We start from the raw sequence: 23,950 nt of genomic DNA on the forward strand, positions 1-23,950 counted from the left end.
TGGATTACCATATTCTCTCTTGCTCAAGCCTATTACAAGAAAGAAATTCTGTTGAATAGCGCAAAAGCGAGTGATTTCTTGCCGAATGCCTAGCCGAGGCGATAGCGGATTTCCGATCTCAGAAAGGGCAGCAAATCCATTTCAAACCATGGATTGCGCTTCAGCCAGCCGGTGTTGCGCCAGGACGGGTGCGGCAGCGGCAGGACTTTCGGGTCGGTCGCCGCCGCCCAGATGGCACGCCAATCCATGACCGTTTCCGTCAGCGAGGGACGGCGCGCCGCGCCCATATGCCAGCTTTGCGCGTAGATGCCGATCGTCAGCACCATATCGACTTGCGGCATCAGCGCCATCAGCGATGTGCGCCATGCCGGCGCACATTCGCGGCGCGGCGGCAGGTCGGCGCCCTTGGCGTCCTGACCTGGAAAGCAAAAGCCCATTGGCACGATGGCAAACTTGTCCGTGTCATAGAATTCCTCGCTGCCGACGCCTAGCCAGCTTCGCAGTCGGTCGCCGGAGGCGTCGGTGAACGGCATGCCTGACACGTGGACCTTGGTACCCGGCGCCTGGCTGGCAATCAGGATACGGGCGCTCGAAGATGGCCTGAGCACGGGCCGCGGTTGGTGCGGCAACGGCCTGCCGGCCGGCCTATCGACGCAGATGCGGCAGGCGCGTACCCTCGCCGCCAGGGCTTCCAGCTCTTCGCTCATTCGGAACTCATTGTCAGGCGGCTGCACTCGGCCGGCTGGAGATTTCTCGATACCAGCGCAGCACGTTGGTGCACTCTTCGGGTACCTTGATGCGAGCCGGCTTCATGAAGTCGATGGCGACCAGCCCGGTGATGTCGGCGATCGAATAGGCATCACCGGCGACGAATTCCCTGCCGGCGAGCTCAGTGTCCAGAAATCTCAGGAATTCGATCGCCTTCGGCTTGTTGGCCTCACCCCATTCGGGGATTTGCGGGATCTCCCATTCCCTCATTGCGGGGTGGATATGCCGGAACGCCGCGGCGACACAGCCGAACAGATTGAACTCCACACGCCTTTGCCACATCTCGACGATCGCCTTGCCGAGCGCGCCACGCCCGAACAAAGCCGGCTCGGGGTGCAGTTCCTCGAAGTAACGACAGATTGCGACGGATTCGGTGATGATGGTGCCATCGTCGAGCTCGAGCACCGGCAGACGCTTCAGCGGATTGCGCGAGCTGACCGGCTGCTCTTTGTGCTCCAGCGCGCCCATGTCGACCGGCACCAGCGGAACCAGAAGTCCCTTTTCGGCCAGAAAAATCCGAACCCGACGTGGATTGGGCGCCCGCCCGCCGTCGAACAGCTTCATCTCTATCCTCCTCGTCCGTCCCGACGAACTATAGGCACAGCTCACCAGAAGCGAAAAATTTCGCGCAAGGCATCGCCGATCGACGCCAAGGTGCCGTGCTTTCTTTCGACCAGCTCGTGGCCGTGGCTCTCGCGCCAGTTCTTCGGCTCGTCGAAAGTTCCGGCCCAGATGCCGGCTTTGCCCGCGCGCGCAGCAGCTTCCTCGGTCTCGAAATCGCCAAAGGCGACCGCCCAGCCGGCCTCGACCTGCGCGCGGTTGAGATCCTTGCCGCCGACCTTGCAGTCGCCGAGCAGCCTGCCGTAGCGGTCGCGCTGCCAGCCGCTGCAGGAGACGGCTTTGCCGGCTATCAGCCGCACCAGGGACTGCCGCGCGAGCTTGCCGCAGGGATAATCGGCACCGTCCTTCCGGCAGATCTGCGAATATTCCGGGGCGTCGATGCCACGCATGCGGATACGCTCGCTGCCGAGGGTGATGCTATCGCCGTCGTTGACGATGGCCGCGCCCTCCGTCTTGCGCGTCTCCACCCGGTCGAGGCGCGCCGCCAGGAGGATCAGCAGGCCGAGCACGATGAGTGTCAGCCCATAGTCCATTAGTCGGCGCCACAGGCTTCGCGGACGCGGCGCATAGTATCGCTGGCGCGGCCATCGCGACCACGAACGGCTCATATGGCAAACCGTTGGTTAATCATTCGAACGTAGCTTAACGAATTGAAATTGCTGCCCGCGTAAATTGAAGACTTCATGCCCCTGCAACGCTCGACCACGGCGGACAAGTTTATTGTGGACCGCAGGAAACGCCATCGCAACAGCGATGTCGCGCGCGCGGTGCGCAAGACGCGCGACCGTCTTTCGCAGCAAGCCGGAAATCCCGACTTCGACCGCGAGCTTTTGAAACTCCACGCGCTTTCGATGACCGGCGGCGTGATCGTCATCCCGCTGCTCGTTCTGGCAACGGCCGCGGCAGGCTTGTTCGCGGGCATCGGCAAGGAGATCGGCGTCTGGGCGCTGTTCACATTCATCTGCTATACCATCGTTGCATTCATGGCGAGACGCGTCACTCAAGCGTCCGAGCTCAACCCGCTGGAGACGCATAGGGATTTCCTGATCGGCCATTTTCTTTGCGGGCTTGGCTGGGCCTGGTTCGCATGGCTCGGCTGCGAAACTTGCCAAATCGATCAGTTCCAGGTCGCCAAGGCGGTGGTGCTGCTGCTCGCCATGTCGGCAACCGCGATCCTGGCATCGTCCCTGCGCGGCGCGCTGTTGGCGACCTTCGCCCTCCCGGCCGCCATCTATGCCTATGCCAGCGCAAAATTATGGATGCCGGTCGAAGTGATCATGGCCGGTTTGCTGATCGCGTCGCTGCCTTTCTTCGCCTATGTGGCGCGCCAGCTCAACCGTTCCTCGCTGATGCTGCTTTCGTTCCGCTCCGAAAAGGATGCGCTGATCGCCGAATTGGAGACGGCGAAATCGATGTCGGACGAGGCACGGCGGCGGGCGGAAGACGCCAATCTGGCGAAATCGCGTTTCCTGGCCTCGATGAGCCACGAACTGCGCACACCGCTCAACGCCATTCTCGGCTTTTCCGAAGTGATGGCCAACGAGGTGCTCGGCCCGATGAGCAACCCGACCTATCGCGACTATGCCCGTGACGTGCATGACTCCGGACAGCATCTGCTCGACCTGATCAACGAAATTCTCGATTTGTCGCGCATCGAAGCGGGCCGCTACCAGCTCAACGAGGAGCCGATGATGCTGCTCTCCGTCGTCGAGGATTGCTGCCACATGATGGAGCTGAAGGCGCGCAACAAGGACATCCGCATCGTCCAGGATTTCGAAAACGCCTTGCCGCGCCTGTTCGCCGACGAACGCGCGGTGCGGCAGATTGCGCTCAACCTCTTGTCCAATGCCATCAAGTTCACCGCGACCGGCGGCGAAATCCGCGTGCGCGTCGGCTGGACGGCGGGCGGCGGGCAATATCTCTCCGTCAAGGACAATGGGCCGGGCATACCGGAAGACGAGATTCCGATCGTGCTCTCGGCCTTCGGCCAGGGCTCGATCGCCATCAAGAGCGCCGAACAGGGCACCGGGCTTGGCCTGCCGATCGTGCAAGGCCTGCTGGCCATGCATGGCGGCGAATTCCAGCTCCATTCCAAGCTACGCGAAGGCACCGAGGCGATCGCCATCTTCCCGCTGAGCCGGGTGATGGAGGAACTGCCGGCGCTGCCGACCAAGGCGGTTGCTTCGCGCCGGCGCTGAATGCCTAGCCGCGGACTGCCGCCGCCATGCCTGAACTGGTCAACGCGGCCGCCTTGACCAGGCCGGCGGCAAGAGCCGCCCCTACCCCTTCGCCTTGGCTGACGCCCAGATCGAGCAGTGCGCGAAGGCCGAGGCGCTCGGCGGCCTTGGCATGGCCAGGCTCCGGCGACAGGCTTGCGAGGAGACAATGATCGAGCGCGGCGGGGTTGGCGGTATGTAGGACACCAGCGGCCGCAGTCGCCGTGAATCCATCGAGCAGCACCGGGATCTTCTGCATCCGCGCCGCCAGAATGGCGCCGCAGATCGCTGCGAATTCCCGTCCGCCGACCCGGCGCAGCGCTTCCAGCGGGTCCTTGAGGCTCGCGCCGTGAAACGTGATCGCGGCATCGACCACCTCCGCCTTGCGCCTCTGCATTGCCGCGTCGGCCCCCGATCCAGGGCCGATCCAGTCGGCGCCGCTGCCGCCGAAAAGTGCCGTGCAAAGAGCCGCGGCGACAGTCGAATTGCCGACGCCGAGGTCGCCAAGGCAAAGCAGGTCGGTGCCACCGGCAATCGCTTCCATGCCGAAGGCCATGGTGGCGGCGCAACCGCGCTCGTCCAGTGCCGCATCCTCGGTGATGTCGGCCGTCGGGATGTGCAGAGCCAGATCGAACACCTTCAAGCCGAGATCATGAGCGATGCAGATCTGGTTGATTGCTGCACCGCCTGCGGCGCAGAGCTCGACTGCATTTGCCGTGGCGGCGGCGGGGCGCGGCGAAATGCCGTGGCGGGTAACGCCATGATTGCCGGCAAAGATCGCCACCAATGGCCGCGTCACCGCCGGCGGCGCGCGACCGCTCCAGCCGGCGAGCCAGGCGGCGATGTCCTCGATGCGGCCGAGCGAGCCTTCGGGCTTGTCTGCCTTGGCAAACAACTGGCGCACGCGGGCCTTGGCCGCCATATCTGGCGGCGGCAGGCTCACCAGGAGGTCGCGAAAATCGTCGAAAGGCAGCGCGCTGGTCATGTCGATGGCGATCGTCCGTATGAATTGGTGAGCGGCATAGCCGCCTTGGCCAGCCGGCACAACCTCAAGCCGGCACAACCTCCAGGCCCGGTACAACTTGGCGGTATTGACGCGAAAGCATTCGTTGGCGGCGCATCCCGGAGGGCTTGCATTGACTTTGTCGTTGCACCATGTGGAGGCTAGCCAAGGAAATCCTTATGACGGCCATTGAATCCCCGTGCATCCTGGTCTGCTCGATCGATATGAAAACCGGCTTCTGTTTCGGTTGCGGGCGCACGCGCGAGGAAATCGCCGCCTGGATCGACATGACCCCACAAACCCGCCGCAGCGTCATGGCCGAGCTGCCGGCAAGGCTGGAAACGGTCGAGCGACGCCCCCGCCGGGAAACCCGTCGCAGCCGCATGGCACGCGAACGCGACGCCCTCTCGTGAACCGGCCGCAGAGATGAACCGACTATTGTGGATTCTGATCGTCGCGATCGGGGCGGGTGTACTCCTGCTCATGCTCAACGATTCCGCCGGCAGTACATTCGGCATTGAGAATTACAACTTCAGCCAGCTGATCTGGCTTGGCGCTTTAGCGGCGCTCGTCGGTGCCGGCCTGCTCAGATCGGGCAGGCCGTTAGGCACCATGGCACGCAGCCTCGGCGCCTGGGCTGCCATTGTGCTGGCGCTGATCGCCGGCTATCAGTACCGCTATGAGTTGCAGGATTTCGCCAGCCGCATCACCGCCGGCCTTGTTCCCGGCAGTCCGCTGGCGCTGGGTGTGGAAGAAGGCCATGCCACCGTCACCCTGGACAAGGCCGGCAGCGGCCATTTCGAAGCGCGCGTCACGATCAACGGCACGCCAATCCTGACGGTTGTCGACACCGGCGCGACCAGCACCGTGCTGACCGCCGAGGACGCGCTGGCGGTCGGGTTCAATTCGGCGGCTCTCCGCTTCACCATACCGATCTCTACCGCCAACGGCATGACACGCGCCGCCGCCGTGCGAACCGATGAACTGTCGATCGGCGGCATCGTGCGCAAGGACATGCCCATCATGATCGCCGCACCCGGCACGCTCGGCCAGAGCCTGCTCGGCATGAATTTCATCGGCTCGCTATCGGGCTTCGACGTACGCGGTGACCGCATGGTGTTGCGGGATTAAGTTTTTCCTCAGGCCGCCTCTGCGGTCCTGCCGAAATCGACCTCTGCGAAAGCCGCCTTGAGCACCTGCGGTCCGGCACCCTGCTTGGTCGCCTCGATGGAAAGGATCTGCCGGTAGCGGCGTGCACCGGGCAGGCCGTGAAACAGCCCGACCATGTGCCGGGTGACATGCCCCAGCCGGCCGCCCTGCTCGATATGGCGTGCCGCGTAGTCCGCCATCGCATCGATCAGTGCGGCAAAATCGAACGGCTCAGCTGTGCTGCCGTAAAACGCGGCATCGATGCCGGTCAGTATCCCTGGCGTGTGATAGGCGGCGCGGCCGAGCATGGCGCCATCGACATGGTCGAGATGCGTCAGCGCCTCTGCGAGAGATTGAATGCCGCCGTTGATGCCGATGAATTTGTTTTTCTTTCTGGCTTTCAGCCGATAGACGCGGCCATAGTCGAGCGGTGGGATGTCGCGATTTTCCTTTGGGCTCAGTCCTTCCAACCAGGCCTTGCGGGCGTGCACCCACAGCGCGTCTGCGCCGGCCGCGAAAACACCGTCGGCCAACGAATCGAGTGCCGGTTCCGGATCCTGCTCATCGACGCCGATGCGGCATTTGACGGTAACCGGTATTTTCACCGCCGCCTTCATCGCCGCGACGCAATCCGCGACGAGCACGGGCGCCTTCATCAGGCAGGCGCCGAAGGTGCCCGACTGGACGCGGTCGGACGGACAGCCGACATTGAGGTTGATTTCATCATAGCCGAAGGCCTCGCCGATGCGCGCCGCCTCGGCCAGCTTTCCAGGATCGGCGCCGCCGAGCTGCAGAGCCACCGGATGTTCGCTGTCGTCGAAGCCGAGCAGCCGCTCGCGTGCGCCGTGTATGACCGCATCGGCCACCACCATCTCGGTGTAGAGCAGCGCCTCGCGCGTCAGCTGGCGATGGAAGAACCGGCAGTGCCGGTCCGTCCAATCCATCATAGGCGCAACGGAAATCCTATGGGCTTGATTTATCACGCTTTTTCTCGTATTTTCAGGGCCTTAAAACGTGCACACGTTCGCCGTTTGTACGACACGATATCCGTCAGTTTTCGCATTTTGTACCCCTCCCTGTGCACACAGCGTGCACGAAAAAGAGACCACCCATGGCATCCATCAACAAGTTGGCTTCCGGCAAGTGGCGTGTGCAGGTTCGCTGCAAGGGCCACTACCTCAGCACCAGCTTCTCGCTCCGCAAGGACGCCGAGATGTGGGCGCGCCGAATTGAGCGAGAAATCGACCTGGGTCAGAAGCCTGCTCCCAGGCACAAGGACGGGATCAAAACGGTCTCCGACCTGATCGACCTGCATATCGCCGATATGACGGAAGTTGGCAAGTTGATCGGGCGTTCGAAGGCATTCAGCCTGGACCTGCTACGAGCCAGGCTCGGAAGGCTCAACATCGCGGATCTCAGTCGCGAACAGGTCATAAAGTTCGGCAAGGAACGAGCCGAGGAAGGCGCCGGACCTGTCACCGTTGGAATAGACATCGGATACATCCGGACATTGCTGGTGCACGGCGCGGCTGTGCATGGACTGCCTTATTCAGCGGAGCCGGTGGAACTTGGTCGTGTCGCCCTCGCCCGCTTGGGTCTTGTTGGCAAGGGCAACGAACGCGATCGGCGGCCGACACTTGGCGAGATAGAGGCCCTGATCCGGTACTTCAGAGAAAACAACTTCCAGATTATCCCCGTCGACAAGATCATCCGCTTTGCGATCGCCACCGCCATGCGGCTCGGGGAAATCTGCAACGCCACGTGGGAGGACCTGAACGACCGCAACAACACCCTGCTGATACGAGATCGCAAGGACCCACGCCACAAAAAGGGCAATCACATGCGTATCCCGCTCCTCGATGTGAGTGGTTACGACGCCCGCGCGATCCTCGAAGAGCAGCGTTTCTCCACTGAGGGAAAGGGACGCATCTTCCCCTACAATGGGAAGTCGGCCGGAACCGCCTTCCGACGTGCCTGTCATGAACTTAAGGTCGAGGACCTGCACTTCCACGACCTGCGTCACGAAGGCACAAGCCGCCTGTTTGAAGCTGGCTTCACCATCGAGCAGGTCGCCATGGTCACCGGGCACAAGGATTGGAAGATGCTCCGCCGCTATACCCACTTGAGGCCGGAGCAACTTCATGTGATCGCGGCGAGGCTTCAACAGACACCGCCACATACGGAGTTGCGGCAAGCAATCGGCTAATACCACTTTGCCAGACATCCGCCGTTGCTGGGAGGACAACGACGAATCCAGGATGGATTGAGCGATGTTGTCACGGGTCGCAAGGATTGGAAGATGTTGCGTTGATATACACATCTCAGCCGGAAACCCTGCACACGATCCGAACTGCGAGGGCAGCCTAGCCGACCGCCAATAAATTGGCGCTTCCTAAGGAAACCGCAGGCGGCTCCGTGGAAAACGCAGCGATGATCGCCTCGAGCGAGACATTCAATGCGCTGGAAAAGGTCCGGCCCTTCTGCCAAATCGCAACGTAGTGGTAGAGCGCGGACGGCTCCACTGGCCTTATTCCCAAGTGAAACGCAGCGTACTCACGCGCGATGATCTCGTTGGTTATCGAAATACCTAGGCCAGCCGAAACGTATCCGGCTTCGTGACCGTTGCAGTCGAATTCCACCAGTATGTCTGGCTCGACGCCGGCGAAGCGCAACGCATTGAAGTTCATTTGGTGGGCGGCGAACTGGGGATCGATATCGACGATCGTTTCGCCTGCCAGGTCGTGAGCCTCGATACAGGTCTGTTTTGAAAAGCGGTGGTCGGGATGAAAGATGCAGACGTTGCGGGCTGACCCAAGCGGCGTCCATTCAAACAGGCGTGGATCCAGGGGCAATCTCGAGATTCCGAGATCCGCCCGCCCGGCCAGGATGTGCTCGCCGATCTGCTCGTAGCTACCCGAAATCGACCGGACATTCGAGGCGGTCTTTGAGTGGATAATCGCCACCACCTTGGGCAAGGTCACGAACCCGAAAACAGAAGGCGCGGCAATCGCGATTCGCTGCTTTTCATCATTTTTCATCGCGAAGATCGACGCTTCCAGCCGATCCAGGGACGTCAGGGCAAGTTCCACGTTTCGCAGGAGTACCCATGCTTCCTGCAAGGGGACGATGCGGTTGGCTGATCTCTTGAAGAGTGTGATGCCGAGCGTGTTCTCGAGTTGCTTCACATGTTGACTGACGGCAGGCTGGCTTATCCCGAGCGCTGCCGCCGCTCGCCTTGTCGAACCGGCCCGCAAAACTTCCCGGAAGACTTTCAGCTGCCGCAGTTTTAGGTCGCTCTGCAGCAACTCCATTCCCTGCGCTCCTTTCCCTGATAACGCCACCCGGGAAGCAGACAACGCCAACCTGGGGAGCAACGAACCGCCTCAGTATATAACGGTGCGTTATAGATAAAATAATAAAAATTATAGATTGAGTGTGTAATTTCAGGCGCTAGAATTAGCCAATATCTCAAATTAACTCCAAATCACAAATATAACAATTCGCAACCTTGGGTTATACGGCTTGGTCTTGGCGATAAAGACCGGCGTATCCAGCGGTAATTGCGAGTCGAGGAAAGCGCCCCATGGGTGGTTTTACTAATCAGTTTGTTGTCGCACTCACCGTGACCATAAGCCTGGCCCTTGTCAGCGGCTGCTTGGGTACGGCATTTGGGCTGCTTTTGGCCATTTCGAAGGGCACTGCACAACCGCGCCTCAACCGTGTTGTGACGGCCTACACCACGGTCGTCCGTGGTGTACCAGAACTTCTCATTATCCTGCTCATCTACTTCGGCGGAACCACGCTCGCCAGCAAGATCGCCGGCCGGTATGTGGAGGTGAACGCATTCAGCGCAGGGGTTATGGCGCTCTCGGTCGTTTTTAGCGGTTATGCGACCGAAGTGTTTCGCGGCGCGATTGCGGCAGTGCCAGCGGGTCAAACCGAAGCGGCAAAGTCGCTTGGGCTGAACGCCTGGCAGCGCTGGGTGTTCATCATCGGGCCGCAGATGCTGCGGCTGGCGCTGCCGGCCTATGGCAATCTCTGGATTTCGCTCTTCAAGGATACCGCGCTGGTTTCGATCGTCGGCCTGACCGACATCATGCGCGTTGCGTATCTAGGGGCCGGATCCTTGCGCGCACCCTTAACTTTCTACCTTGCGGCCTCCGTTCTCTATCTCTCGCTGACCACCGTCACGCTGCTGTCGATCCGGCTGGCTGAGCGGCGCTATCCGGCACTCGGCGGGTAGGAGGGAGCGAACCATGAACCTCGGCTTGATGTTTGACGCAATGGTTGTCCTACCTTCGGGAGTCGGTCTCACATTGACCCTGACGATCTTGTCGCTGACGGCCGGATTTCTTCTGTCCGTGCCGCTGGCCTTCATCCGCGCGTTTGGACGCCCCGGCTTCTCGCTCTCGGTGCTCGCATACACCTATGTGATCCGCGGGACGCCGATGCTCGTTCAGCTCTTTCTGCTCTACTACGGCCTCGCTCAGATCGAGGCGGTGCGAGCCAGCATCTTCTGGGTGATCCTGCGGGATCCTTTCTGGTGCGCCCTTCTGACATTTTCGCTGAACAGCGCGGCACACACCACCGAGATCCTGTGCCGCGGTCTCCAGTCCGTGCCTAAGGGTGTCACCGAGGCGGCCACGTCTCTCGGCTTGAAACGCTTCCAGATCGCTCGCCTGGTCACCTTCCCGATCGCTTTCAGGATATCGCTCCCAGCCTACGGCAACGAGATCGTCGGGATGATCAAGGGCTCGTCGCTCGCGAGCACCGTGACGCTGCTCGAGATCACCGGCATGGCGAGACAGATGGTGTCGACCACGTTCGCGCCGTACGAGATCTTCATCGTCGCCGGAGCGATCTACCTATCGCTCACCTCGATCGCGGTGAAAGCGATCCAGTTGCTGGAGCGATGGCTTTCGACCGACGGCCATCCGGTGCGTCGACGGAAGGCGCGAGTGCGCTCCGCCCTACCTGACCCAGAGATCACGACGCCCCTGCCCTGACGCCGCAGGTTCTGGGCTCCCCTTTCCATCCAAACCAACGAAGAGGTGCATCATGCGCATACCCCTAGCTATTGCTGTTTCTATTGCATCCCTGATGTCGGCATTCCCCGCCGGCGCCGAAAGCGAGCGCGTCATTTCGATCGCCACTGAAGGCGCCTCGCCGCCCTGGGATGGCACTGACGCCAACGGTCAACTCTACGGTTACGATATCGATGTTGGACAGGAGCTATGCCGTCGCATCCAGATCAAATGTACCTTCGTCCCGCAGGATTGGGACGGGATCATCCCGGCACTGCTTGTCGGCAAGTTCGACGTCATCATGTCCGGGATGGCGATCACGGAAAAACGCAAGCAGTCGATCGCGTTCTCGATCCCCTACGGCACCGGCTTCAACCAGTTCGTGGTGCGCAAGGACCTGGGTCTCGACGCCGGCGACACCAAGGAAAAGGTCAACCTTTCCACCATCGGGGACAAAGAGAAGGCGACCATCGAACGCCTCAGATCGACACTCGCCGGCAAGGCGATCGGGGCCCTGCGCTCGTCAAATTCGGAAGCCGTCGTGAAGGAAATCCTGGGCGATGTCGTGACCATCCGCAGCTATGACAGCCTGGACAACATGAAGCTCGATCTAGCCGCGGGTCGCATCGACGGCGGTCTCGCCGACTACTTCACCTGGCGGGATTTTCTGGAGACGCCTTCCGGTTCGGATGCGGTGTTTTTCGGGCCGGAACTGAAGGGTGGGCTCTGGGGGCCGGGCGTCGGCGCCGGCATGCGCAAGGACGATGCCGAACTTCTCGCCAAGTTCAACGGGGCCATCGACGCGGCCACCAAGGATGGAACGATCAAGGCGCTGAGCCTGAAATGGTTCAAAAGCGATATCTCACCGGCCGTCTCGCAATAGGCGGCACCCGACTTCAACATTGACGCGGCGCTGGCCGGAACGTCAGCGCCCTCCCCTCCTTCAAGGCGAGCCCCATGAAAGACCAGTTCTGCGCGGTCGTTACCGGCCAATCCCTGATCAAGCACGACATCCGTGACCTCAAAGACGAACGCTTCATCGCGGTTACGGACTTCCTGCGCCAAGGCGACGTCGTCTTCACCAACTTCGAGTCGACGATCCTCGGCAAGCATGGCGGGTGGCCGACCAAGGGCAAATACTTCGGATATTCCAGGGCTGAAGTGCTCGACGCATTGCAGGCGATCGGTTTCAACGCGCTTGCGCTCGCAAACAACCACGCCTTCGATCTCGCCGCCGGCGGTATCCTCTCGACGCTTGAGGAAGTGAAGGCGCGCGGCGTCCTCCACGCCGGCATCGGGGCCGACGAGACGGAAGCGAGGAACCCGGGTCGCCGCCGGCTGGGTGCGCGCGAGGTCGCGCTTCTTGCAATGGATGCAGGCCCCGGCCCGGCCAACATGTATGCCGAAGACCGCACGGCCTTCCGGCCGGCTCGGCCCGGCGTCAATCGTCTGAACACCGTTCGCAAGATGGGGGTCCCGGACGAACATTTCCGCAGGCTGGCAAGGCTGGGCGCTCATTTGCAAAGCTCCCCCTTTGAACTGGCCAACTATGCGCAACCGGAGGACCCGGTAGAGGTGTCGGCCGACACGGAGATTAATTTCTACGGCACCGTGTTCACGCAAGCCGCCGATTTCGGCCGTCTGATCGAAGTCGACCAGCGGAGCGCGAGTGTCCATCTGTCCGCCATCCGGCTCGCGGCGGCACAAGGCGATTTCGTCATTGCCTATCTGCACCACCATCATTGGGAACCAGGTTGGCAGGACGTACCGCGCTGGGTTCAGACCTTTGCCCGGATGTGCGTCGACGCCGGCGCGAACCTGTTCGTGAGCCACGGCGCGCCGGTGCTGCAGGCCGTGGAAATCTATAAGGGCTCGCCGATCTTCTACGGCCTCGGAAACTTTCTCTTCCACGTCCACCCAGACGAAACCGAATGGGATCCACCGGAAGTCTGGCAAAGCATCATCGCCGCGTGCCGCTATGATGCTGGCGGAAACCTCGCAGAAATAAATCTCCTGCCCGTCGTAATCGGCGCGGAAGCTCAGTCTCTCGGATCAGCAACGGGCAGATTGGTACCAGTCGCCGTCACTGGAAGCGCGGCGAGAGACATCCTCGAGGGTTTCGCGACCCGCTCGCGGGCGTTCGGCGTCGAAATCGAAGTGTCCTCGGCTTGCGGCCGCATCGCCCTGCCCGCTGCCCGAAAATTCGGCTGACAAGCCGCCGGCCGTCAGGCCGTCTTGTGTTCGGCCGGCGCGGCTTCGCCGGCCGTTTCATTGTCGCGTTTCGCGTCGAGCAATGCCAACTCCTCCCCTAACGCTGAGATCAGGGACGAGACGCGCCCGCGCACACGCGGCGGAAGATTCACTAGCCCCTCGATCAGGCGCCGACCCTCCGCGCTGGCGATGAAATCCAGGCGCTCATCGACCGGCAGGGGCCGCGCCTCGACGCAGGTCTTCTCATCGTTTCCCGGCAGGCCGTCGAAGAAGCGGCTGACGGGAACGTTCAGCGACGTAGCGATCTCGTAGAGCATCGACGCGCTCACACGGTTTCTCGCATTCTCGTATTTCTGGAGCTGCTGGAAGCTGATGCCGATGGATCGGGCAAGTTGGGCTTGCGAGACATCTGATTGGACGCGAACCGTCGCAATCTGCCTGCCGACGTGCTGATCGGCGGGATGAGGGTCACTATCGATATTTAGCTTCGGCTCCGTCCGAAAGAGGACGGAGCGTTGCGGCTTCAACAAGGCCTTTCGATGCTCCACTAGTCAACGGATAGAGGGTCTGTCGCGTACGCTCCGGGCTCTTCGCACCGATGTTATCGGCAGGTCACTTCGCCATTTAATATACCTTATAGGGTGCAAAATAACCCTATAGGTGGCAAAGAAAATCTGCCTGCCGATTGTGGACTCATGGTCAGTCCACGACAGATTCGAGCCGCTCGGGCTTTGCTTGGTTGGTCGCAGCAGGAGCTGGCTGACAAGGCAATTGTATCGCTAAATGCGCTTGCCCGGTTGGAAAATGGCAAGGTAGATTCCCGGATCAGCACTCTGCAGGCCATTGAGGCGGCTCTGATAAAAGCAGGTGTCGAATTCTTGTCTGCTGGTCAAAAGGGTGAAGGTGTTCGGCTCTTAGATCCTTTGGTTTGAATGTCCCGTTGGCTGAAAGACAGGTTTTTGCAATTGAATTTGCCACAAGTACCCTCCTGCGGGTGACGAGAGGCAAAGTCGTGGTATTGTCGGAATCAGCGATAATCCGAGTTCCCTAAAGCTTGGCTATAGTCAGGCCGGGATGACTGCCGACGCACGTCCCTCAGCCGAGTCCATACGTGAGCCCCTGCCCCTATGAGCTTTGGCGCAGAAAGGCTTAAGTGAGTGATTTCATATCATGTGAGCCATAAGTGATCAACTTGAAATTAGATGATATGAAAGAAATTATCGGCGCCCAGATCAGAGGAGCGCGAGGGTTGATACGTTGGAGTGCCGAAGATTTGGCCGATGCGGCGAGCGTGGGAGTGGCCACAGTTAGGCGCGCAGAAGCTGCGGATGGCGTCCCACCGATCACCATAGCAAATCGGAACGCGATCCGTGGTGCCCTTGAAAGGGCGGGCATCGAGTTCATTTCGGAAAACGGCGGTGGCGCTGGCGTGCGCTTGGCCAAACGGCAATAGCGAACGCCGAACGCCCAGCTTCGAGCGATCGTCCAAATCTGACAGCGACTTCCGGCCGCTTTGCGCCAGGTGCGGCCAAACGTATAGGTGATATTGAACGACCGAAAAGGGCCGAGCGGTCTGTCCGCTTTTCGATTACTATTGGCGAGAAGCTGTCATCCGGCATCCGTCTGACGGCATCGTGACGAGATTGATTTTCTGTTGGAAGAGAACGAGGCCGGCCGCAAGAAAAAGTCACGGCTTTTATGCACAACCTTTATTGTCCAGCCGGCTTCGTTGTTCCCCTGAAACTTGAATCTACCTCAGACTCAGTGTCTTCTTAGGGTAACCTCTGGGAGTGGACATGCCTTCAGGCTCGTTTCAACACCGCGTGTGGCAATGGATTGTCGCGTGCTTTCCGACGTCGGCGCACCTCGATGTACAGGAGCGCAATCATCGCTTCCTTGAAGAGGCGCTCGAACTCGCTCAGGCGAACTCCTGCACAAAGGAGGAGGCACTCGAATTGGTGGAGTACGTGTTCGGTAGGGCGAAAGGTGACGTGCGCCAAGAAGTTGGGGGCGTCCTCGTTACGCTCGCAGCCCTCTGCAACGCCACCAGCGTCGACATGAATGAGGCCGCCGAACAGGAACTGGGCAGGAACTGGTCCCGCATTGGTCGTATCCGCGCCAAGCAAGCGGACAAACCTCAGGGATCGGCTCGTCCTCAATGAAGGTAGTCTTGGCCGATCAGGATGGCGCAAGCCTCGCCATTCAGTATTTCGCGAGCGGACGCTGATTCGCGGATGCAGATTTCGTATGGGACGGCCGACCTAAAGCATTGTTGCCTCAACCGGGACGTGGCGGAACAACGGTTTGGTAGAACATATGCAGATCGCCTGGTCACCGAGCTTGCGGATGCGGAAGCTTTCGAGAATGTTCAGGGGTGGCATGAGATCCTTGGGGGAAACGTGACCATCAATGACGATGAGAGCTTTAAAGTCGCCATCGGTTCGAGCTACACCGCAACCTTCGTGAGCGTGGATCAGAACGTCACACTGACGAACGATGGACGGATTGACTGGGCCAGTGTTGAATTCGTGAAGCTGACAGCCATATCGGAAGTACGATGATCGATGAGCACTCTACAGCCAACTGGTTTTCGAAACCTGGCGACTCGATCCGCGCAATCATGCAACGACGCAACATTTCCGCGCACGACCTTGCCGAGCGCTTCGAGGATGGGCTTGATGCTGTCCGCAGCCTCATAAACGGATCGCGGCAGATCGACGAGTCTTCCGCTTCGACGCTGTCGGCGGTCCTGGGAGCGACGGCGAAATTCTGGCTGAAGCGGCAGGAGAACTTCGATACAGCGGTCGATCGTGCTGTGGTTCAAGTCCGAGAAAGTGGACATGAGGATCTGCTGCTGCGCCTCCCCGCTCCGGGCCAGAAGGCGCGTGGCAAGCTATCCCTAGAGCGCCGTGCGGCCGAAATCCGCAAGAGATTGGTGTTCTACAACGTTCCGGACGCAGAATCGTGGACGGGTCGATATGGGCGCCTGGTAGGCGAAACGGACTATCGTACCTCCAAGGCATTCGCGTCAAAGGAAGATGCCACTCTTCTGTGGCTCCGGCGCGGCGAACTTGAGGCCGACATGATCCAGACACGTGCCTGGAATTCCGGGAATCTGATGGATCGGCTGCGGGACATCCGAAGGCTTTCTATGATCCGCCATCCTCAGCTCTTTCTACCGAGGTTGAGGACGCTCTGCGCGGAAGCGGGTGTTGCGCTTGTAGTCGTCAAGGCTCCCGATGGCTGCCGCGCCAGCGGCGCGATACGAATGGTCGATCCCGACAAGGCAATGCTCCTGCTGAGCTTCCGCTACAAGCGGGATGATCAGTTCTGGTTCACGGTTTTCCATGAGATCGGACACCTGGTGCTCCATAAGGCGAACACCTTCGTTGACGATGATGCTCTACCGGGGGACGCAGATCGGGAAAACGAGGCCAACGAGTTTGCGGCGGAATGCGTCATTCCTGCCCTTCGGGAGTCCGAATTCGAACGCGTCAGGCCGAAACGAGACGACATCGTTCGCTTCAGCGTTTCGATTGGAGTGGCTCCAGGCCTAACCGTCGGACAGATGCAGCACCGTGGAATGCTGGAGCCCGACAAGTTGAACTATCTTAAGCGTACGTGGGACTGGAGGCAGATCAATCCCGCCACCGTCTAGGATCGCTATCCTTTGAAGTGGACGAATGCGGTCGGGGTCTTCTGCCAGTTGCACAAGGCATCCTCCATCACGGCCATTCCTACGTGAAGGTGTGCATCCAACTCATCCACCCAGCTCTGAAGCTGAGCTTCCGTCGCCGCGCCAGTGCGTGAACCTGTGAACAGGAGGCGTGCGCCGGAAGCGGGACCCGTGGCGCCCTTGAAGTAGGCGGATCCTGGCTCGATCGGAGCGATACCGTATCGCCCGATCAGCGCAAGGTAATCGAACTTCGCAAGGCGCCCAAAGGTCTTCACGCTCATGCTCCGATAAAGAGCATCGAAGATCGTTGCGGGATTGTTGCCTGTTTGCTGGATCTTTGCAGCGAAGAACGCTTGATGTCCCGTGGGCCCTATCCAACCGACGTAGCTGAGCAGGACGTCGCCGAAGCTCCTGTTGGAATTCGGCCGCAGACTCTCGTACTTACGGTGATTGCCGAATTTTCCCCCGATGTTCATCCAATTCGCGGCGAGCCATGAGATCATTGCCTGTGGGTTGTTCGAAACAGTCTGCCAGTCCCACACCCCAGCCCCGAGGCGGCCGTATACCTGCTGCAGTCGAAGCCATCCGGAAGACGCAGGTCGAGCGAAATGCGTCATGAGGAACACAAGCCATGCGGCCTCTTCAACGTTGCCGTTCTGCATATGATATGCAACCGCGCGCTCGGCATCGAACGTGCCCGAATTGGGATCTGCTCTCCTAGCAGTGACGGGCCTTTCCTGTACTCGCCTGTAGTAATCTTCGCGTCTTAGGCTCGCGACGAGCTGCATCGCGAGTGTGTCGCGCGCTAGGTTCCCCGAGGCACCTGGTAGATTACGAACGCTGGCGGAGAAGGTCTGAAGGGCGCTAGAGATCTGCGCATGCTGCAGCTGCCTGGTCGGCCACATTTCAGGCAGCTCCATTTGTTTTGGTATCTCGCAGGACTCGGGTCTTCAGCCTTCGCTCGAGATATGTTCGATAAACCTCGTCATGAAACTCGGCCTTCAACTCGTCGAGACCTTCGAATCCTGGTGCACCCCGCCGTTTAGTAGCCCAGAACACCTGGAGAAGGCGAATGATGTCAGCCCAATATGGTTCTCTCGCAAAGTCTTCGGCCCGAATTTTCTTTTCTGCCCGGATCTCCCCCTCAGCCTGCAACAGGGCGTCGGTAATCGAGAATGCGTCTCCGGAAGGCATCGCGGGCATTTGCACGGTCTTCTGATGTCCTTCATTCACGTAATTCTTCATCGGCTCGATCGAGCCGTCGTAAACGTGCATGCTGGTGGCGTAGTGAAGGTAATCCCCCGGATCGAGGTCAAGGCGAGTTGCCATCATCTCCTGGAGCATAGTGAAGCAGAACACGTCATGCGGCAGGCCCTTGTACGCGTCGTTCGACCGCATCGTGGTGGACATGTGAAGACGGCCGTCGCGCGCTACGAATTGCAGTGCAGTCGTGCACGGAATCTCCTCGTGATGGACCGCGATGTCCGCAGCATCGTAAAGTTGGATCACAGCGCGCTTGGACGTGGATTTCTCTTTCAGAAGCCTGGTGACATTCTCAAGCTGGTTGATGCTTCCGCGCATCGCATGGATCCGCGGACCGTAGGCGCCAGCGAGGATGCCATCTTCGGCATCCTTGGCGTAATCCGGGATGTATTCCTTGATGAACTCGAGAGTATCGAGGCCTCCGAGATACCAAAGCAGTTCCCCCAAGGCGCTGAAAGGCTTGCCACGGTCCTGTGATCGACTGATCCGAGCTCTGGGGTTAGTCATTCGGAACGACACCCCAAGCCTTTCTCGCATTTGGCCGCGGGTGCCGACATTCGCGGCTCCCTCCGCGAGAAGGATCGGGTACAGTTCTATCAGTATCTCATCAATGCCTTCACCACACAGATACATGCCGTCCCCCGAATCTACCTCTGCGGCACATGTTATGACTGGATTTCGGCAAGTAAAATACTCCCGGAGCGGAGCTTCGGGCTTTTCTCGCACCTGGGGCAAGCGGCTCGGGAACCGAAAGAGATGGGCGCCCTGTCGTAACGGCGCAGAAGTTCGGCTGCGAGAAACTAACCGATAAGGCAGCGAGCCGAACCTACTTCCCTTTTGGGGTTGCGCCCTTGAATAGGCCCCACATGAACGACCACTTTTTTGAGATCGACTGGCGCCTTGTGATGGCTGAAAAAGGGTTGCATTACCGCCATCCGCTTTGCCCGCGACCGTCCGCTTTTATGCGAAGGCAAAGAGGGTCCGAACCGCCGATATGAGGCGCATTGCCGCCCGGCAGCCTTTGGGCCGTTTGCGGACCGGCAGGTTTAGGTGATCAGATCGGAAAGCTGACATTCAATTCAGATTGATGGTGCGGAAGAGCGTTGTTGATTGAGGCCAAACAGGCGGGCCACTATTTCTTCGTCGGTCAGCAACCCGGCGCGCCAGTCGTCGCCCCAGCCATAAGCTTCGGCCACCACCTCATCGAGTTCGGCGTGAGCGTTCGCCAACCACTGGGGCCGTGCGTTGTAGAGGTCGGTCAAGGTGCGTTGCTTCAGTTCCTTCGCAGCGCGCTCGTCCCTCGGCAGGATGCGGTCGGGGTAGCCGGGCACGACGTCCGGCTCGCGCACGATCAGGTCGGCTGGATTGAGCCAGTTCTCGCGCAATTCATCAAGTCGTGAAGCCGCCGTCGTGATCGCATGTGCGCGAGGGTCATCCGCATAATTGGCAGGGGGGATATCAGGGGTCAGCCCTTCGGGGAAAGGGAAGGTCAGGTAAACAAACGAGGCATTGTATCGACGCTGATTTCCAGCACCGATGCGATTGCCAAAATATGTGGACCACGCTTCGTGAATATAGCTTTGCAAAATACCAAATCCAGTCAAACCTGCATACGGGAAGGCATAAAGAGTCTTATCTGGAATCATAGTCGAGGGAAGGAACCGAAACACTCGGTGCTCCGTAGTCTCGGCCGTGACCAAGTAGCTTCCAACCGTCCGAAGGGCTGCCCTCATTGCTGGCCGCGATCTGTGAGGTTCCCACCAGGAGGGGTTTTGACCGGATGTAGAGGCGCGGTAGTTTGTAAAGCTGACTGGCTCCCCATCCCTGTGGGGATCATATTGCGCGCGGTGAAGGTATTCGAAGGGCAGCTCGAATTCGCTTGCCGACGTTTTGTTAATCCCTACAGGGAAATCGATGAGAAACTCTTCCGTGGGACGACCAACGACGTCGTCGGTTGAGGCATAAGCTGAAAGAATCTCCGAATTGCGCCTTCCGTTGGGGTTCGTCGGCGATTTCAACCATGTCGCCGCCTGCTCACGAGTGACGGTGAGAGGTCCGCTAAGTTGCACGCCGATAAAGACCGAACCAGTATTTTGCCCAAGTCGTTTGACGCTGCTTGTATTAAGACCAGAGGTAAGATTCGGGTTGATGCGCTCGACTTGAGATCCATTTAGGCTGATGCGCCCGATAGGCTCATCTTTGCCAGCAAAGCAGACAACGGACACCCTGACCGCTGCCCCGTTAACCACCCACGGCTCATTCTGCCAAGCATCAACGATTCTAGTGTCAGCGCTCAATCGTATTAACACTGGAAGATTGGCGTTCTTTGCGATTGCCTTTGTAGAGACCAAGCCGCAACGGCGCAGTCTCCCCTCGACAATCATCGCGCGCGACTTCTCAAACCAGTAGCAAACTAGGTCAGAGAATGGAGCGATCCTCCCGGAATAGACACGACGGATAGTTTCGGTGGCCTTGTCCCCGAGGTTACGCCTCATGCTTTTCCCGCCGAGAAACGGCGGATTGCCAACGATCACATCTACCATTGGCCACACCGACTCCACCCAATCGCCCCGTTCGGGATCATAATCTACGAGCGCGTCTCGACACTCGATTGTCTCCAAGGGCCGCAAGATCGGGTTCTTCGCAGCGTCGAAGCCATTGCGCCGCATCCACTGAATTTCGCCAATCCAGACTGAAACGCGCGCCAATTCCGCTGCATAGGGGTTGAGTTCAATTCCAAGCACGCATTCTGGTCCTACACGCGGAAAGCCGCGTGGGAGGCCGAGAGCTTCGGCGTCGAGATTGGCGCGATGCTCTATGTCCTTGAGCGACCGCAGCGCGACGTACAGGAAGTTGCCCGAACCGCAAGCGGGATCGAGTATACGGAAGTTCGCCAGTCGCTCAATGAAAGCGTTGTGGATTGTTTCCGCTTCAGTGATTGCCCTTGTGCGTTTAGCAAGGTCTGAGCCTCGTAACAGCTTGTCTTTCGTCTGACGTGGGGCGTACTCGACCAGCGCGGTCATCTTCGCCAGCGCCTCAGCCCATTCGGCTTCGAGTGGTTCGATGATCGTCGGCCGGATGATCATCATGATCTTGTCACGGTCGGTATAATGCGCGCCCAACTGGCTGCGTTTGGCGGGATCCAGCCCACGCTCGAACAGCGTACCGAGAAGTGATGGGTCGATCTGCGACCAGTCACGTCCGGCAGCCACGAGCAATTTGACGATGTCATCGGCGGTCACCGGTAGGACATGGTTGTCCTTGAAGAGGCCGCCGTTAAACCAATCGATCACCGTGAAGCCGACCTTGCCACCTTTGTGTGCCATCGCGCCAAACAGAGTCGACGCATTTTCGGCTAATTCCGTCGGGTTGTTCCGGCTCACCTCCAGCATTTTCGTGAACAGATTGTCGGGCAGCAAGCCGACATCCTCCGCGAACATGCAGAATACCAGTTGGATGACGAAATGCGCTACCTGATGCGCTTCGTGGCCACGGTCCCGCAAGCGCTGCGCCAGCTCCGCAAATTCTCCGGCGGTTTCCTCGGTCAATTCCTGCCGAGACTTTTTCGGTTTGAAGGTATCAGGATCGAGGAAAACCGCTTTCAGCCGGTCTCGCACGGCGCCATCAATCAGATCATCGAGCGCGAATTCGTGCTTCTCCTGTACGCTATTGGTCCAGTTGGTCCGGATGATTATCCGGGCCATGTCGGATACGATCAGAAGCGGCGGATTTTCCAGCGCGACCGAATATTGCAGCAGCTGGTTATATGCCTTGTCGAGATTGGCATGCCGACCCTTATACTCCCAGCCAAAATGCCCCCTACGCCATACATCGGCCCAGCCTTCACCGCCGCTTGTCTTACTCGCGCCCTTCTCGAAGGTGAACCATTCTCCGGTGGGATCGGCGGAGACCGGATCAAGCACTCCTAAAAGCGCGCACAGATCGTTGAAATGGCTCTGCGAGGCGGAGCGTTCCTTCAACTCGACATTGCGCCATTTCATGAGGAATTCGTGCGGGGTCATTAGAGGCTCTCATCAGCGATTCCGGCATGGGCGATTAGCCGAGCGTCCGGCAAGCTAGTAGCCATTCTGAACGGCAAAGCAATCACATACCCCTTCGCCAATGATACAGCCAACAGTGCCACCATAAACTGACGGCAGCTTGCGAGAAGGTCGCTGAGTGTGTTGCAGCGATCGGTTGAACCCGCCGCCGAAAGCTTGGGGTCTCGGATCTTCGATAGCGGACTCATAGATCGACAGTCCACAAACTTGACCAGATTCAAGAACGACGTTACGCTAATCAGCGTATTAGCGTTACGAAAGGAAGTATGATGGCGTCGGACGACAAGACCTTTGGCGGAGCAATAGCCGAAGCCCGAAAGGCAAAGGGGTGGAGCTTGAAGGACCTTGCGTCACGGGTTTTGCGCGAGGATGGCGATGCCATCTCGCCTCAATATCTTAACGACATTGAGCACGATCGGCGCAGCCCTTCCTCGGACAGAATGGTGCAACAATTCGCCGAAGCGCTCGGGATAAACCAAGACTGGCTATACTATCTCGCGGGGCGGTTTCCGAGCGACGTTCGCGACAAGGGACTTTCCCAGAAACAAGTGTCCGATCTCATGGTCGCATTTCGCGGCGGACCCGGAAGGGGAAAGGGCGGTTAGCTTCGATGGTCAAATATGTCGCCGACAAGACTGGACGCTTCTCGCAGCGGCCGCACTACAAGCCGGAGGAGTTGGACCGGGAGTGCGAGACCATTATCGCGACGTTTCTCAAGGGTCGTCATGGCAGGGCGGAGTTTCCGGTTTCGACGGAAGACCTGACTATCTTGATAGAACGCGATACGGAATCGCTCGATGCCTATGCCGATCTTTCCAGGTACGGGGCGAATGTCGAAGGCGCCACGATCTTTCAGCCGGGGCGTAAGCCGCGCGTGCTGATTTCCGACAAATTGCAACTGGACGAGCATCGGGAGAACCGGCTCCGGACGACGCTTGCTCATGAATACGGTCATGTTCGGTTCCATGCCTATCTTTGGGAGGCGGAACCGCCTGGGCCGGACCTGCTCCGGCGCAATCCCAATGCCAACATACAGATATGTTATCGCGACCGTATGCTTGACGCGGCGCAGACGGATTGGATGGAATGGCAGGCGGGCTATGTCTGCGGCGCGCTGCTCATGCCGCTCAGCCGCGTCCGCGCGATCGTCCGCGCCTACTGCGAATCGCACGGGCTTTTTGGCGTCATCGGCCAGTATGATGCGCACGGTCGCGCTCTGATCGAGATCCTCAAGAGTGCCTTTCAAGTATCGGGCGATGCCGCTCGCATCCGACTCCTAAAGCTTGGAATCCTTGGGCCCGCAAGCGCCGGCCCCTCGCTGTTCGACAAAGCCCGCTAGACGTCCGTGGACAGCTTCGACATGCCACTTGACTCGGCGGCATGTCTGAGACTACGCTTTTTAGCAGATCGGCGGATAAGCGTCGCTCACCGGAAAGGAGATTGATGATGACCAAGAACCGCAACCAGCATGTTGTCCCTCACCCTCGCGGCTGGGCCGTGAAGCCGGCCGGGTCGGACCGTGCCTCGTCGCTTCATGACACGCAGCGCGAGGCGATCGATCGCGCCCGTGATGTCGCGCGCAACCAGAATAGCGAGTTGCTCGTGCATGGCCGCGATGGCCGCATCCGGGAGCGCGACAGCCACGGCAACGACCCCTATCCCCCAAAGAACTGAACGAACCAACCAGCCCTTAGAAAGGAGCAACGTCATGTCCGAGGAGAAAAAGAAGGAGACCTACAAAATCATCGTCGATCGCCGGCCGCATGATTGGCACGAGCCATTCATCACGGGATCCGAGATCAAGCGGCTCGCCGGCGTCGATCAGGCCACGTTCGACGCGTGGCAGGACGTGCCCGGCCCCGAGGATGTTCTCGTGGCGGACGAACGCAAGGTCGATCTGCGCGAGAGGGGCACCGAAAAGTTCTTCACCGGCAAGAAGACGACGACGGAGGGCTGAC

At 59.6% G+C, this 23,950-nt stretch carries 26 protein-coding genes and 1 pseudogene; 17 read left to right on the forward strand and 10 right to left on the reverse strand.

The window, feature by feature from the left end; all coding sequences use genetic code 11:
- Positions 1 to 89: 89 nt before the first annotated feature.
- From NKH70_RS23245 to NKH70_RS23255, 3 genes and pseudogenes are all read right to left on the reverse strand, one after another.
- Positions 90 to 781, reverse strand: a pseudogene (locus NKH70_RS23245) (uracil-DNA glycosylase family protein).
- A complete protein-coding gene (locus NKH70_RS23250) occupies positions 721 to 1,332 on the reverse strand; it encodes a glutathione S-transferase (protein ID WP_352977202.1) in 612 nt (203 codons plus the stop codon). Before NKH70_RS23250 ends, NKH70_RS23245 begins: the two are co-directional and overlap by 61 nt.
- Positions 1,333 to 1,373: 41 nt before the next feature.
- The gene (locus NKH70_RS23255; RefSeq protein WP_352466227.1) at positions 1,374 to 1,997 is read right to left on the reverse strand and encodes a thermonuclease family protein; all 624 of its coding nucleotides are present in this window, start codon (positions 1,995 to 1,997) and stop codon (positions 1,374 to 1,376) included.
- Between the two features lie 75 nt (positions 1,998 to 2,072).
- On the opposite strand from NKH70_RS23255, the gene NKH70_RS23260 reads away from it, so the two are divergent.
- Complete coding sequence (locus NKH70_RS23260) at positions 2,073 to 3,587, forward strand: sensor histidine kinase (RefSeq protein ID WP_352977201.1); 1,515 nt, start codon at positions 2,073 to 2,075, stop codon at positions 3,585 to 3,587.
- A gap of 4 nt (positions 3,588 to 3,591) precedes the next feature.
- Here the strand turns inward: NKH70_RS23260 and NKH70_RS23265 are convergent, their stop codons facing one another.
- The gene (locus NKH70_RS23265; RefSeq protein WP_352977248.1) at positions 3,592 to 4,590 is read right to left on the reverse strand and encodes a nicotinate-nucleotide--dimethylbenzimidazole phosphoribosyltransferase; all 999 of its coding nucleotides are present in this window, start codon (positions 4,588 to 4,590) and stop codon (positions 3,592 to 3,594) included.
- A gap of 197 nt (positions 4,591 to 4,787) precedes the next feature.
- Between NKH70_RS23265 and NKH70_RS23270 the strand changes: the two genes are divergently transcribed.
- Together NKH70_RS23270 and NKH70_RS23275 are read left to right on the forward strand one after the other, a co-directional pair.
- The gene (locus tag NKH70_RS23270; RefSeq protein ID WP_031193575.1) at positions 4,788 to 5,021 is read left to right on the forward strand and encodes a DUF1289 domain-containing protein; all 234 of its coding nucleotides are present in this window, start codon (positions 4,788 to 4,790) and stop codon (positions 5,019 to 5,021) included.
- Between the two features lie 13 nt (positions 5,022 to 5,034).
- Positions 5,035 to 5,739 carry a TIGR02281 family clan AA aspartic protease gene (locus tag NKH70_RS23275; protein ID WP_352977200.1) on the forward strand — a complete coding sequence of 235 codons (705 nt, stop codon included), beginning with the start codon at positions 5,035 to 5,037 and terminating at the stop codon, positions 5,737 to 5,739.
- A gap of 8 nt (positions 5,740 to 5,747) precedes the next feature.
- Here NKH70_RS23275 and dusA read toward each other — a convergent pair whose 3' ends face one another.
- Complete coding sequence (dusA, locus tag NKH70_RS23280) at positions 5,748 to 6,740, reverse strand: tRNA dihydrouridine(20/20a) synthase DusA (RefSeq protein ID WP_353026090.1); 993 nt, start codon at positions 6,738 to 6,740, stop codon at positions 5,748 to 5,750.
- Positions 6,741 to 6,868: 128 nt separating this feature from the next.
- Between dusA and NKH70_RS23285 the strand changes: the two genes are divergently transcribed.
- Positions 6,869 to 7,963 carry a site-specific integrase gene (locus NKH70_RS23285; RefSeq protein ID WP_353026091.1) on the forward strand — a complete coding sequence of 365 codons (1,095 nt, stop codon included), beginning with the start codon at positions 6,869 to 6,871 and terminating at the stop codon, positions 7,961 to 7,963.
- Between the two features lie 157 nt (positions 7,964 to 8,120).
- Here NKH70_RS23285 and NKH70_RS23290 read toward each other — a convergent pair whose 3' ends face one another.
- A complete protein-coding gene (locus tag NKH70_RS23290) occupies positions 8,121 to 9,068 on the reverse strand; it encodes a LysR family transcriptional regulator (protein ID WP_353026093.1) in 948 nt (315 codons plus the stop codon).
- A 272-nt stretch (positions 9,069 to 9,340) separates the two neighbouring features.
- On the opposite strand from NKH70_RS23290, the gene NKH70_RS23295 reads away from it, so the two are divergent.
- The 4 genes from NKH70_RS23295 to NKH70_RS23310 all read left to right on the forward strand — a co-directional run bounded on the left by NKH70_RS23295 (position 9,341) and on the right by NKH70_RS23310 (position 12,992).
- Entirely contained in the window at positions 9,341 to 10,000 is a 660-nt protein-coding gene (locus NKH70_RS23295) for an ABC transporter permease (protein ID WP_353026094.1), read from the forward strand.
- A gap of 13 nt (positions 10,001 to 10,013) precedes the next feature.
- Positions 10,014 to 10,763, forward strand: a complete 750-nt coding sequence (locus tag NKH70_RS23300) for an ABC transporter permease (protein WP_502908389.1) — start codon at positions 10,014 to 10,016, stop codon at positions 10,761 to 10,763.
- Between the two features lie 52 nt (positions 10,764 to 10,815).
- Complete coding sequence (locus tag NKH70_RS23305) at positions 10,816 to 11,664, forward strand: transporter substrate-binding domain-containing protein (protein ID WP_353026096.1); 849 nt, start codon at positions 10,816 to 10,818, stop codon at positions 11,662 to 11,664.
- 74 nt (positions 11,665 to 11,738) lie between these two features.
- On the forward strand, positions 11,739 to 12,992 hold the full coding sequence (locus NKH70_RS23310) for a CapA family protein (protein ID WP_353026098.1): 1,254 nt from the start codon (positions 11,739 to 11,741) through the stop codon (positions 12,990 to 12,992).
- Positions 12,993 to 13,006: 14 nt separating this feature from the next.
- On the opposite strand, the gene NKH70_RS23315 is transcribed toward NKH70_RS23310, so the two are convergent.
- Positions 13,007 to 13,519, reverse strand: a complete 513-nt coding sequence (locus NKH70_RS23315; protein ID WP_353026100.1) for a helix-turn-helix domain-containing protein — start codon at positions 13,517 to 13,519, stop codon at positions 13,007 to 13,009.
- A gap of 168 nt (positions 13,520 to 13,687) precedes the next feature.
- Between NKH70_RS23315 and NKH70_RS23320 the strand changes: the two genes are divergently transcribed.
- The 5 genes from NKH70_RS23320 to NKH70_RS23340 all read left to right on the forward strand — a co-directional run bounded on the left by NKH70_RS23320 (position 13,688) and on the right by NKH70_RS23340 (position 16,650).
- A complete protein-coding gene (locus NKH70_RS23320; protein WP_224685811.1) occupies positions 13,688 to 13,924 on the forward strand; it encodes a helix-turn-helix domain-containing protein in 237 nt (78 codons plus the stop codon).
- A gap of 275 nt (positions 13,925 to 14,199) precedes the next feature.
- Positions 14,200 to 14,445: a transcriptional regulator gene (locus NKH70_RS23325; protein ID WP_353026175.1), complete on the forward strand. Its 246-nt coding sequence runs from the start codon at positions 14,200 to 14,202 to the stop codon at positions 14,443 to 14,445.
- A 343-nt stretch (positions 14,446 to 14,788) separates the two neighbouring features.
- A complete protein-coding gene (locus tag NKH70_RS23330) occupies positions 14,789 to 15,154 on the forward strand; it encodes a hypothetical protein (protein ID WP_353026103.1) in 366 nt (121 codons plus the stop codon).
- 21 nt (positions 15,155 to 15,175) lie between these two features.
- Complete coding sequence (locus tag NKH70_RS23335) at positions 15,176 to 15,553, forward strand: hypothetical protein (RefSeq protein ID WP_353026105.1); 378 nt, start codon at positions 15,176 to 15,178, stop codon at positions 15,551 to 15,553.
- Entirely contained in the window at positions 15,550 to 16,650 is a 1,101-nt protein-coding gene (locus tag NKH70_RS23340) for an ImmA/IrrE family metallo-endopeptidase (RefSeq protein WP_353026107.1), read from the forward strand. Before NKH70_RS23335 ends, NKH70_RS23340 begins: the two co-directional genes overlap by 4 nt.
- Before the next feature lie 5 nt (positions 16,651 to 16,655).
- On the opposite strand, the gene NKH70_RS23345 is transcribed toward NKH70_RS23340, so the two are convergent.
- From NKH70_RS23345 to NKH70_RS23355, 3 genes are all read right to left on the reverse strand, one after another.
- Positions 16,656 to 17,588 carry an alpha-glutamyl/putrescinyl thymine pyrophosphorylase clade 3 protein gene (locus NKH70_RS23345; protein ID WP_353026108.1) on the reverse strand — a complete coding sequence of 311 codons (933 nt, stop codon included), beginning with the start codon at positions 17,586 to 17,588 and terminating at the stop codon, positions 16,656 to 16,658.
- Entirely contained in the window at positions 17,575 to 18,564 is a 990-nt protein-coding gene (locus NKH70_RS23350) for a thymidylate synthase (protein ID WP_353026109.1), read from the reverse strand. Before NKH70_RS23350 ends, NKH70_RS23345 begins: the two co-directional genes overlap by 14 nt.
- A 446-nt stretch (positions 18,565 to 19,010) precedes the next feature.
- Positions 19,011 to 21,953: a class I SAM-dependent DNA methyltransferase gene (locus NKH70_RS23355; RefSeq protein WP_353026110.1), complete on the reverse strand. Its 2,943-nt coding sequence runs from the start codon at positions 21,951 to 21,953 to the stop codon at positions 19,011 to 19,013.
- 308 nt (positions 21,954 to 22,261) lie between these two features.
- On the opposite strand from NKH70_RS23355, the gene NKH70_RS23360 reads away from it, so the two are divergent.
- The 4 genes from NKH70_RS23360 to NKH70_RS23375 all read left to right on the forward strand — a co-directional run bounded on the left by NKH70_RS23360 (position 22,262) and on the right by NKH70_RS23375 (position 23,949).
- Positions 22,262 to 22,597 (forward strand): helix-turn-helix domain-containing protein, encoded by a 336-nt coding sequence (locus NKH70_RS23360; protein ID WP_353026112.1) that lies wholly within the window; start codon positions 22,262 to 22,264, stop codon positions 22,595 to 22,597.
- Positions 22,598 to 22,602: 5 nt separating this feature from the next.
- The gene (locus NKH70_RS23365) at positions 22,603 to 23,331 is read left to right on the forward strand and encodes an ImmA/IrrE family metallo-endopeptidase (protein ID WP_353026113.1); all 729 of its coding nucleotides are present in this window, start codon (positions 22,603 to 22,605) and stop codon (positions 23,329 to 23,331) included.
- 107 nt (positions 23,332 to 23,438) lie between these two features.
- Positions 23,439 to 23,666, forward strand: coding sequence for a DUF2188 domain-containing protein (locus NKH70_RS23370; RefSeq protein ID WP_353026114.1), 228 nt, complete (start codon positions 23,439 to 23,441; stop codon positions 23,664 to 23,666).
- Between the two features lie 34 nt (positions 23,667 to 23,700).
- Entirely contained in the window at positions 23,701 to 23,949 is a 249-nt protein-coding gene (locus tag NKH70_RS23375) for a multiubiquitin domain-containing protein (RefSeq protein WP_353026115.1), read from the forward strand.
- The last annotated feature ends 1 nt before the right edge of the window (position 23,950 follow it).

The sequence above is a fragment of the Mesorhizobium sp. M0991 genome (genome assembly GCF_040318915.1).
Classification (GTDB): Bacteria; Pseudomonadota; Alphaproteobacteria; order Rhizobiales; family Rhizobiaceae; genus Mesorhizobium.

Excerpts from the sequence above, each read along its gene's own strand:
- NKH70_RS23350 (WP_353026109.1), bottom strand. The coding sequence starts at position 18,564 with ATGTATCTGTGTGGTGAAGGCATTGATGAGATACTGATAGAACTGTAC.
- NKH70_RS23375 (WP_353026115.1), top strand. The coding sequence starts at position 23,701 with ATGTCCGAGGAGAAAAAGAAGGAGACCTACAAAATCATCGTCGATCGC.
- NKH70_RS23260 (WP_352977201.1), top strand. The coding sequence starts at position 2,073 with ATGCCCCTGCAACGCTCGACCACGGCGGACAAGTTTATTGTGGACCGC.
- NKH70_RS23290 (WP_353026093.1), bottom strand. The coding sequence starts at position 9,068 with ATGGAGTTGCTGCAGAGCGACCTAAAACTGCGGCAGCTGAAAGTCTTC.
- NKH70_RS23275 (WP_352977200.1), top strand. The coding sequence starts at position 5,035 with ATGAACCGACTATTGTGGATTCTGATCGTCGCGATCGGGGCGGGTGTA.
- NKH70_RS23320 (WP_224685811.1), top strand. The coding sequence starts at position 13,688 with ATGGTCAGTCCACGACAGATTCGAGCCGCTCGGGCTTTGCTTGGTTGG.
- NKH70_RS23330 (WP_353026103.1), top strand. The coding sequence starts at position 14,789 with ATGCCTTCAGGCTCGTTTCAACACCGCGTGTGGCAATGGATTGTCGCG.
- NKH70_RS23295 (WP_353026094.1), top strand. The coding sequence starts at position 9,341 with ATGGGTGGTTTTACTAATCAGTTTGTTGTCGCACTCACCGTGACCATA.
- NKH70_RS23300 (WP_502908389.1), top strand. The coding sequence starts at position 10,014 with ATGAACCTCGGCTTGATGTTTGACGCAATGGTTGTCCTACCTTCGGGA.
- NKH70_RS23365 (WP_353026113.1), top strand. The coding sequence starts at position 22,603 with ATGGTCAAATATGTCGCCGACAAGACTGGACGCTTCTCGCAGCGGCCG.
- NKH70_RS23255 (WP_352466227.1), bottom strand. The coding sequence starts at position 1,997 with ATGAGCCGTTCGTGGTCGCGATGGCCGCGCCAGCGATACTATGCGCCG.
- NKH70_RS23370 (WP_353026114.1), top strand. The coding sequence starts at position 23,439 with ATGACCAAGAACCGCAACCAGCATGTTGTCCCTCACCCTCGCGGCTGG.
- NKH70_RS23335 (WP_353026105.1), top strand. The coding sequence starts at position 15,176 with ATGGCGCAAGCCTCGCCATTCAGTATTTCGCGAGCGGACGCTGATTCG.
- NKH70_RS23325 (WP_353026175.1), top strand. The coding sequence starts at position 14,200 with ATGAAAGAAATTATCGGCGCCCAGATCAGAGGAGCGCGAGGGTTGATA.
- NKH70_RS23265 (WP_352977248.1), bottom strand. The coding sequence starts at position 4,590 with ATGACCAGCGCGCTGCCTTTCGACGATTTTCGCGACCTCCTGGTGAGC.
- NKH70_RS23270 (WP_031193575.1), top strand. The coding sequence starts at position 4,788 with ATGACGGCCATTGAATCCCCGTGCATCCTGGTCTGCTCGATCGATATG.
- NKH70_RS23340 (WP_353026107.1), top strand. The coding sequence starts at position 15,550 with ATGATCGATGAGCACTCTACAGCCAACTGGTTTTCGAAACCTGGCGAC.
- NKH70_RS23250 (WP_352977202.1), bottom strand. The coding sequence starts at position 1,332 with ATGAAGCTGTTCGACGGCGGGCGGGCGCCCAATCCACGTCGGGTTCGG.
- NKH70_RS23305 (WP_353026096.1), top strand. The coding sequence starts at position 10,816 with ATGCGCATACCCCTAGCTATTGCTGTTTCTATTGCATCCCTGATGTCG.
- NKH70_RS23285 (WP_353026091.1), top strand. The coding sequence starts at position 6,869 with ATGGCATCCATCAACAAGTTGGCTTCCGGCAAGTGGCGTGTGCAGGTT.
- NKH70_RS23355 (WP_353026110.1), bottom strand. The coding sequence starts at position 21,953 with ATGACCCCGCACGAATTCCTCATGAAATGGCGCAATGTCGAGTTGAAG.
- NKH70_RS23360 (WP_353026112.1), top strand. The coding sequence starts at position 22,262 with ATGGCGTCGGACGACAAGACCTTTGGCGGAGCAATAGCCGAAGCCCGA.
- NKH70_RS23310 (WP_353026098.1), top strand. The coding sequence starts at position 11,739 with ATGAAAGACCAGTTCTGCGCGGTCGTTACCGGCCAATCCCTGATCAAG.
- NKH70_RS23345 (WP_353026108.1), bottom strand. The coding sequence starts at position 17,588 with ATGGAGCTGCCTGAAATGTGGCCGACCAGGCAGCTGCAGCATGCGCAG.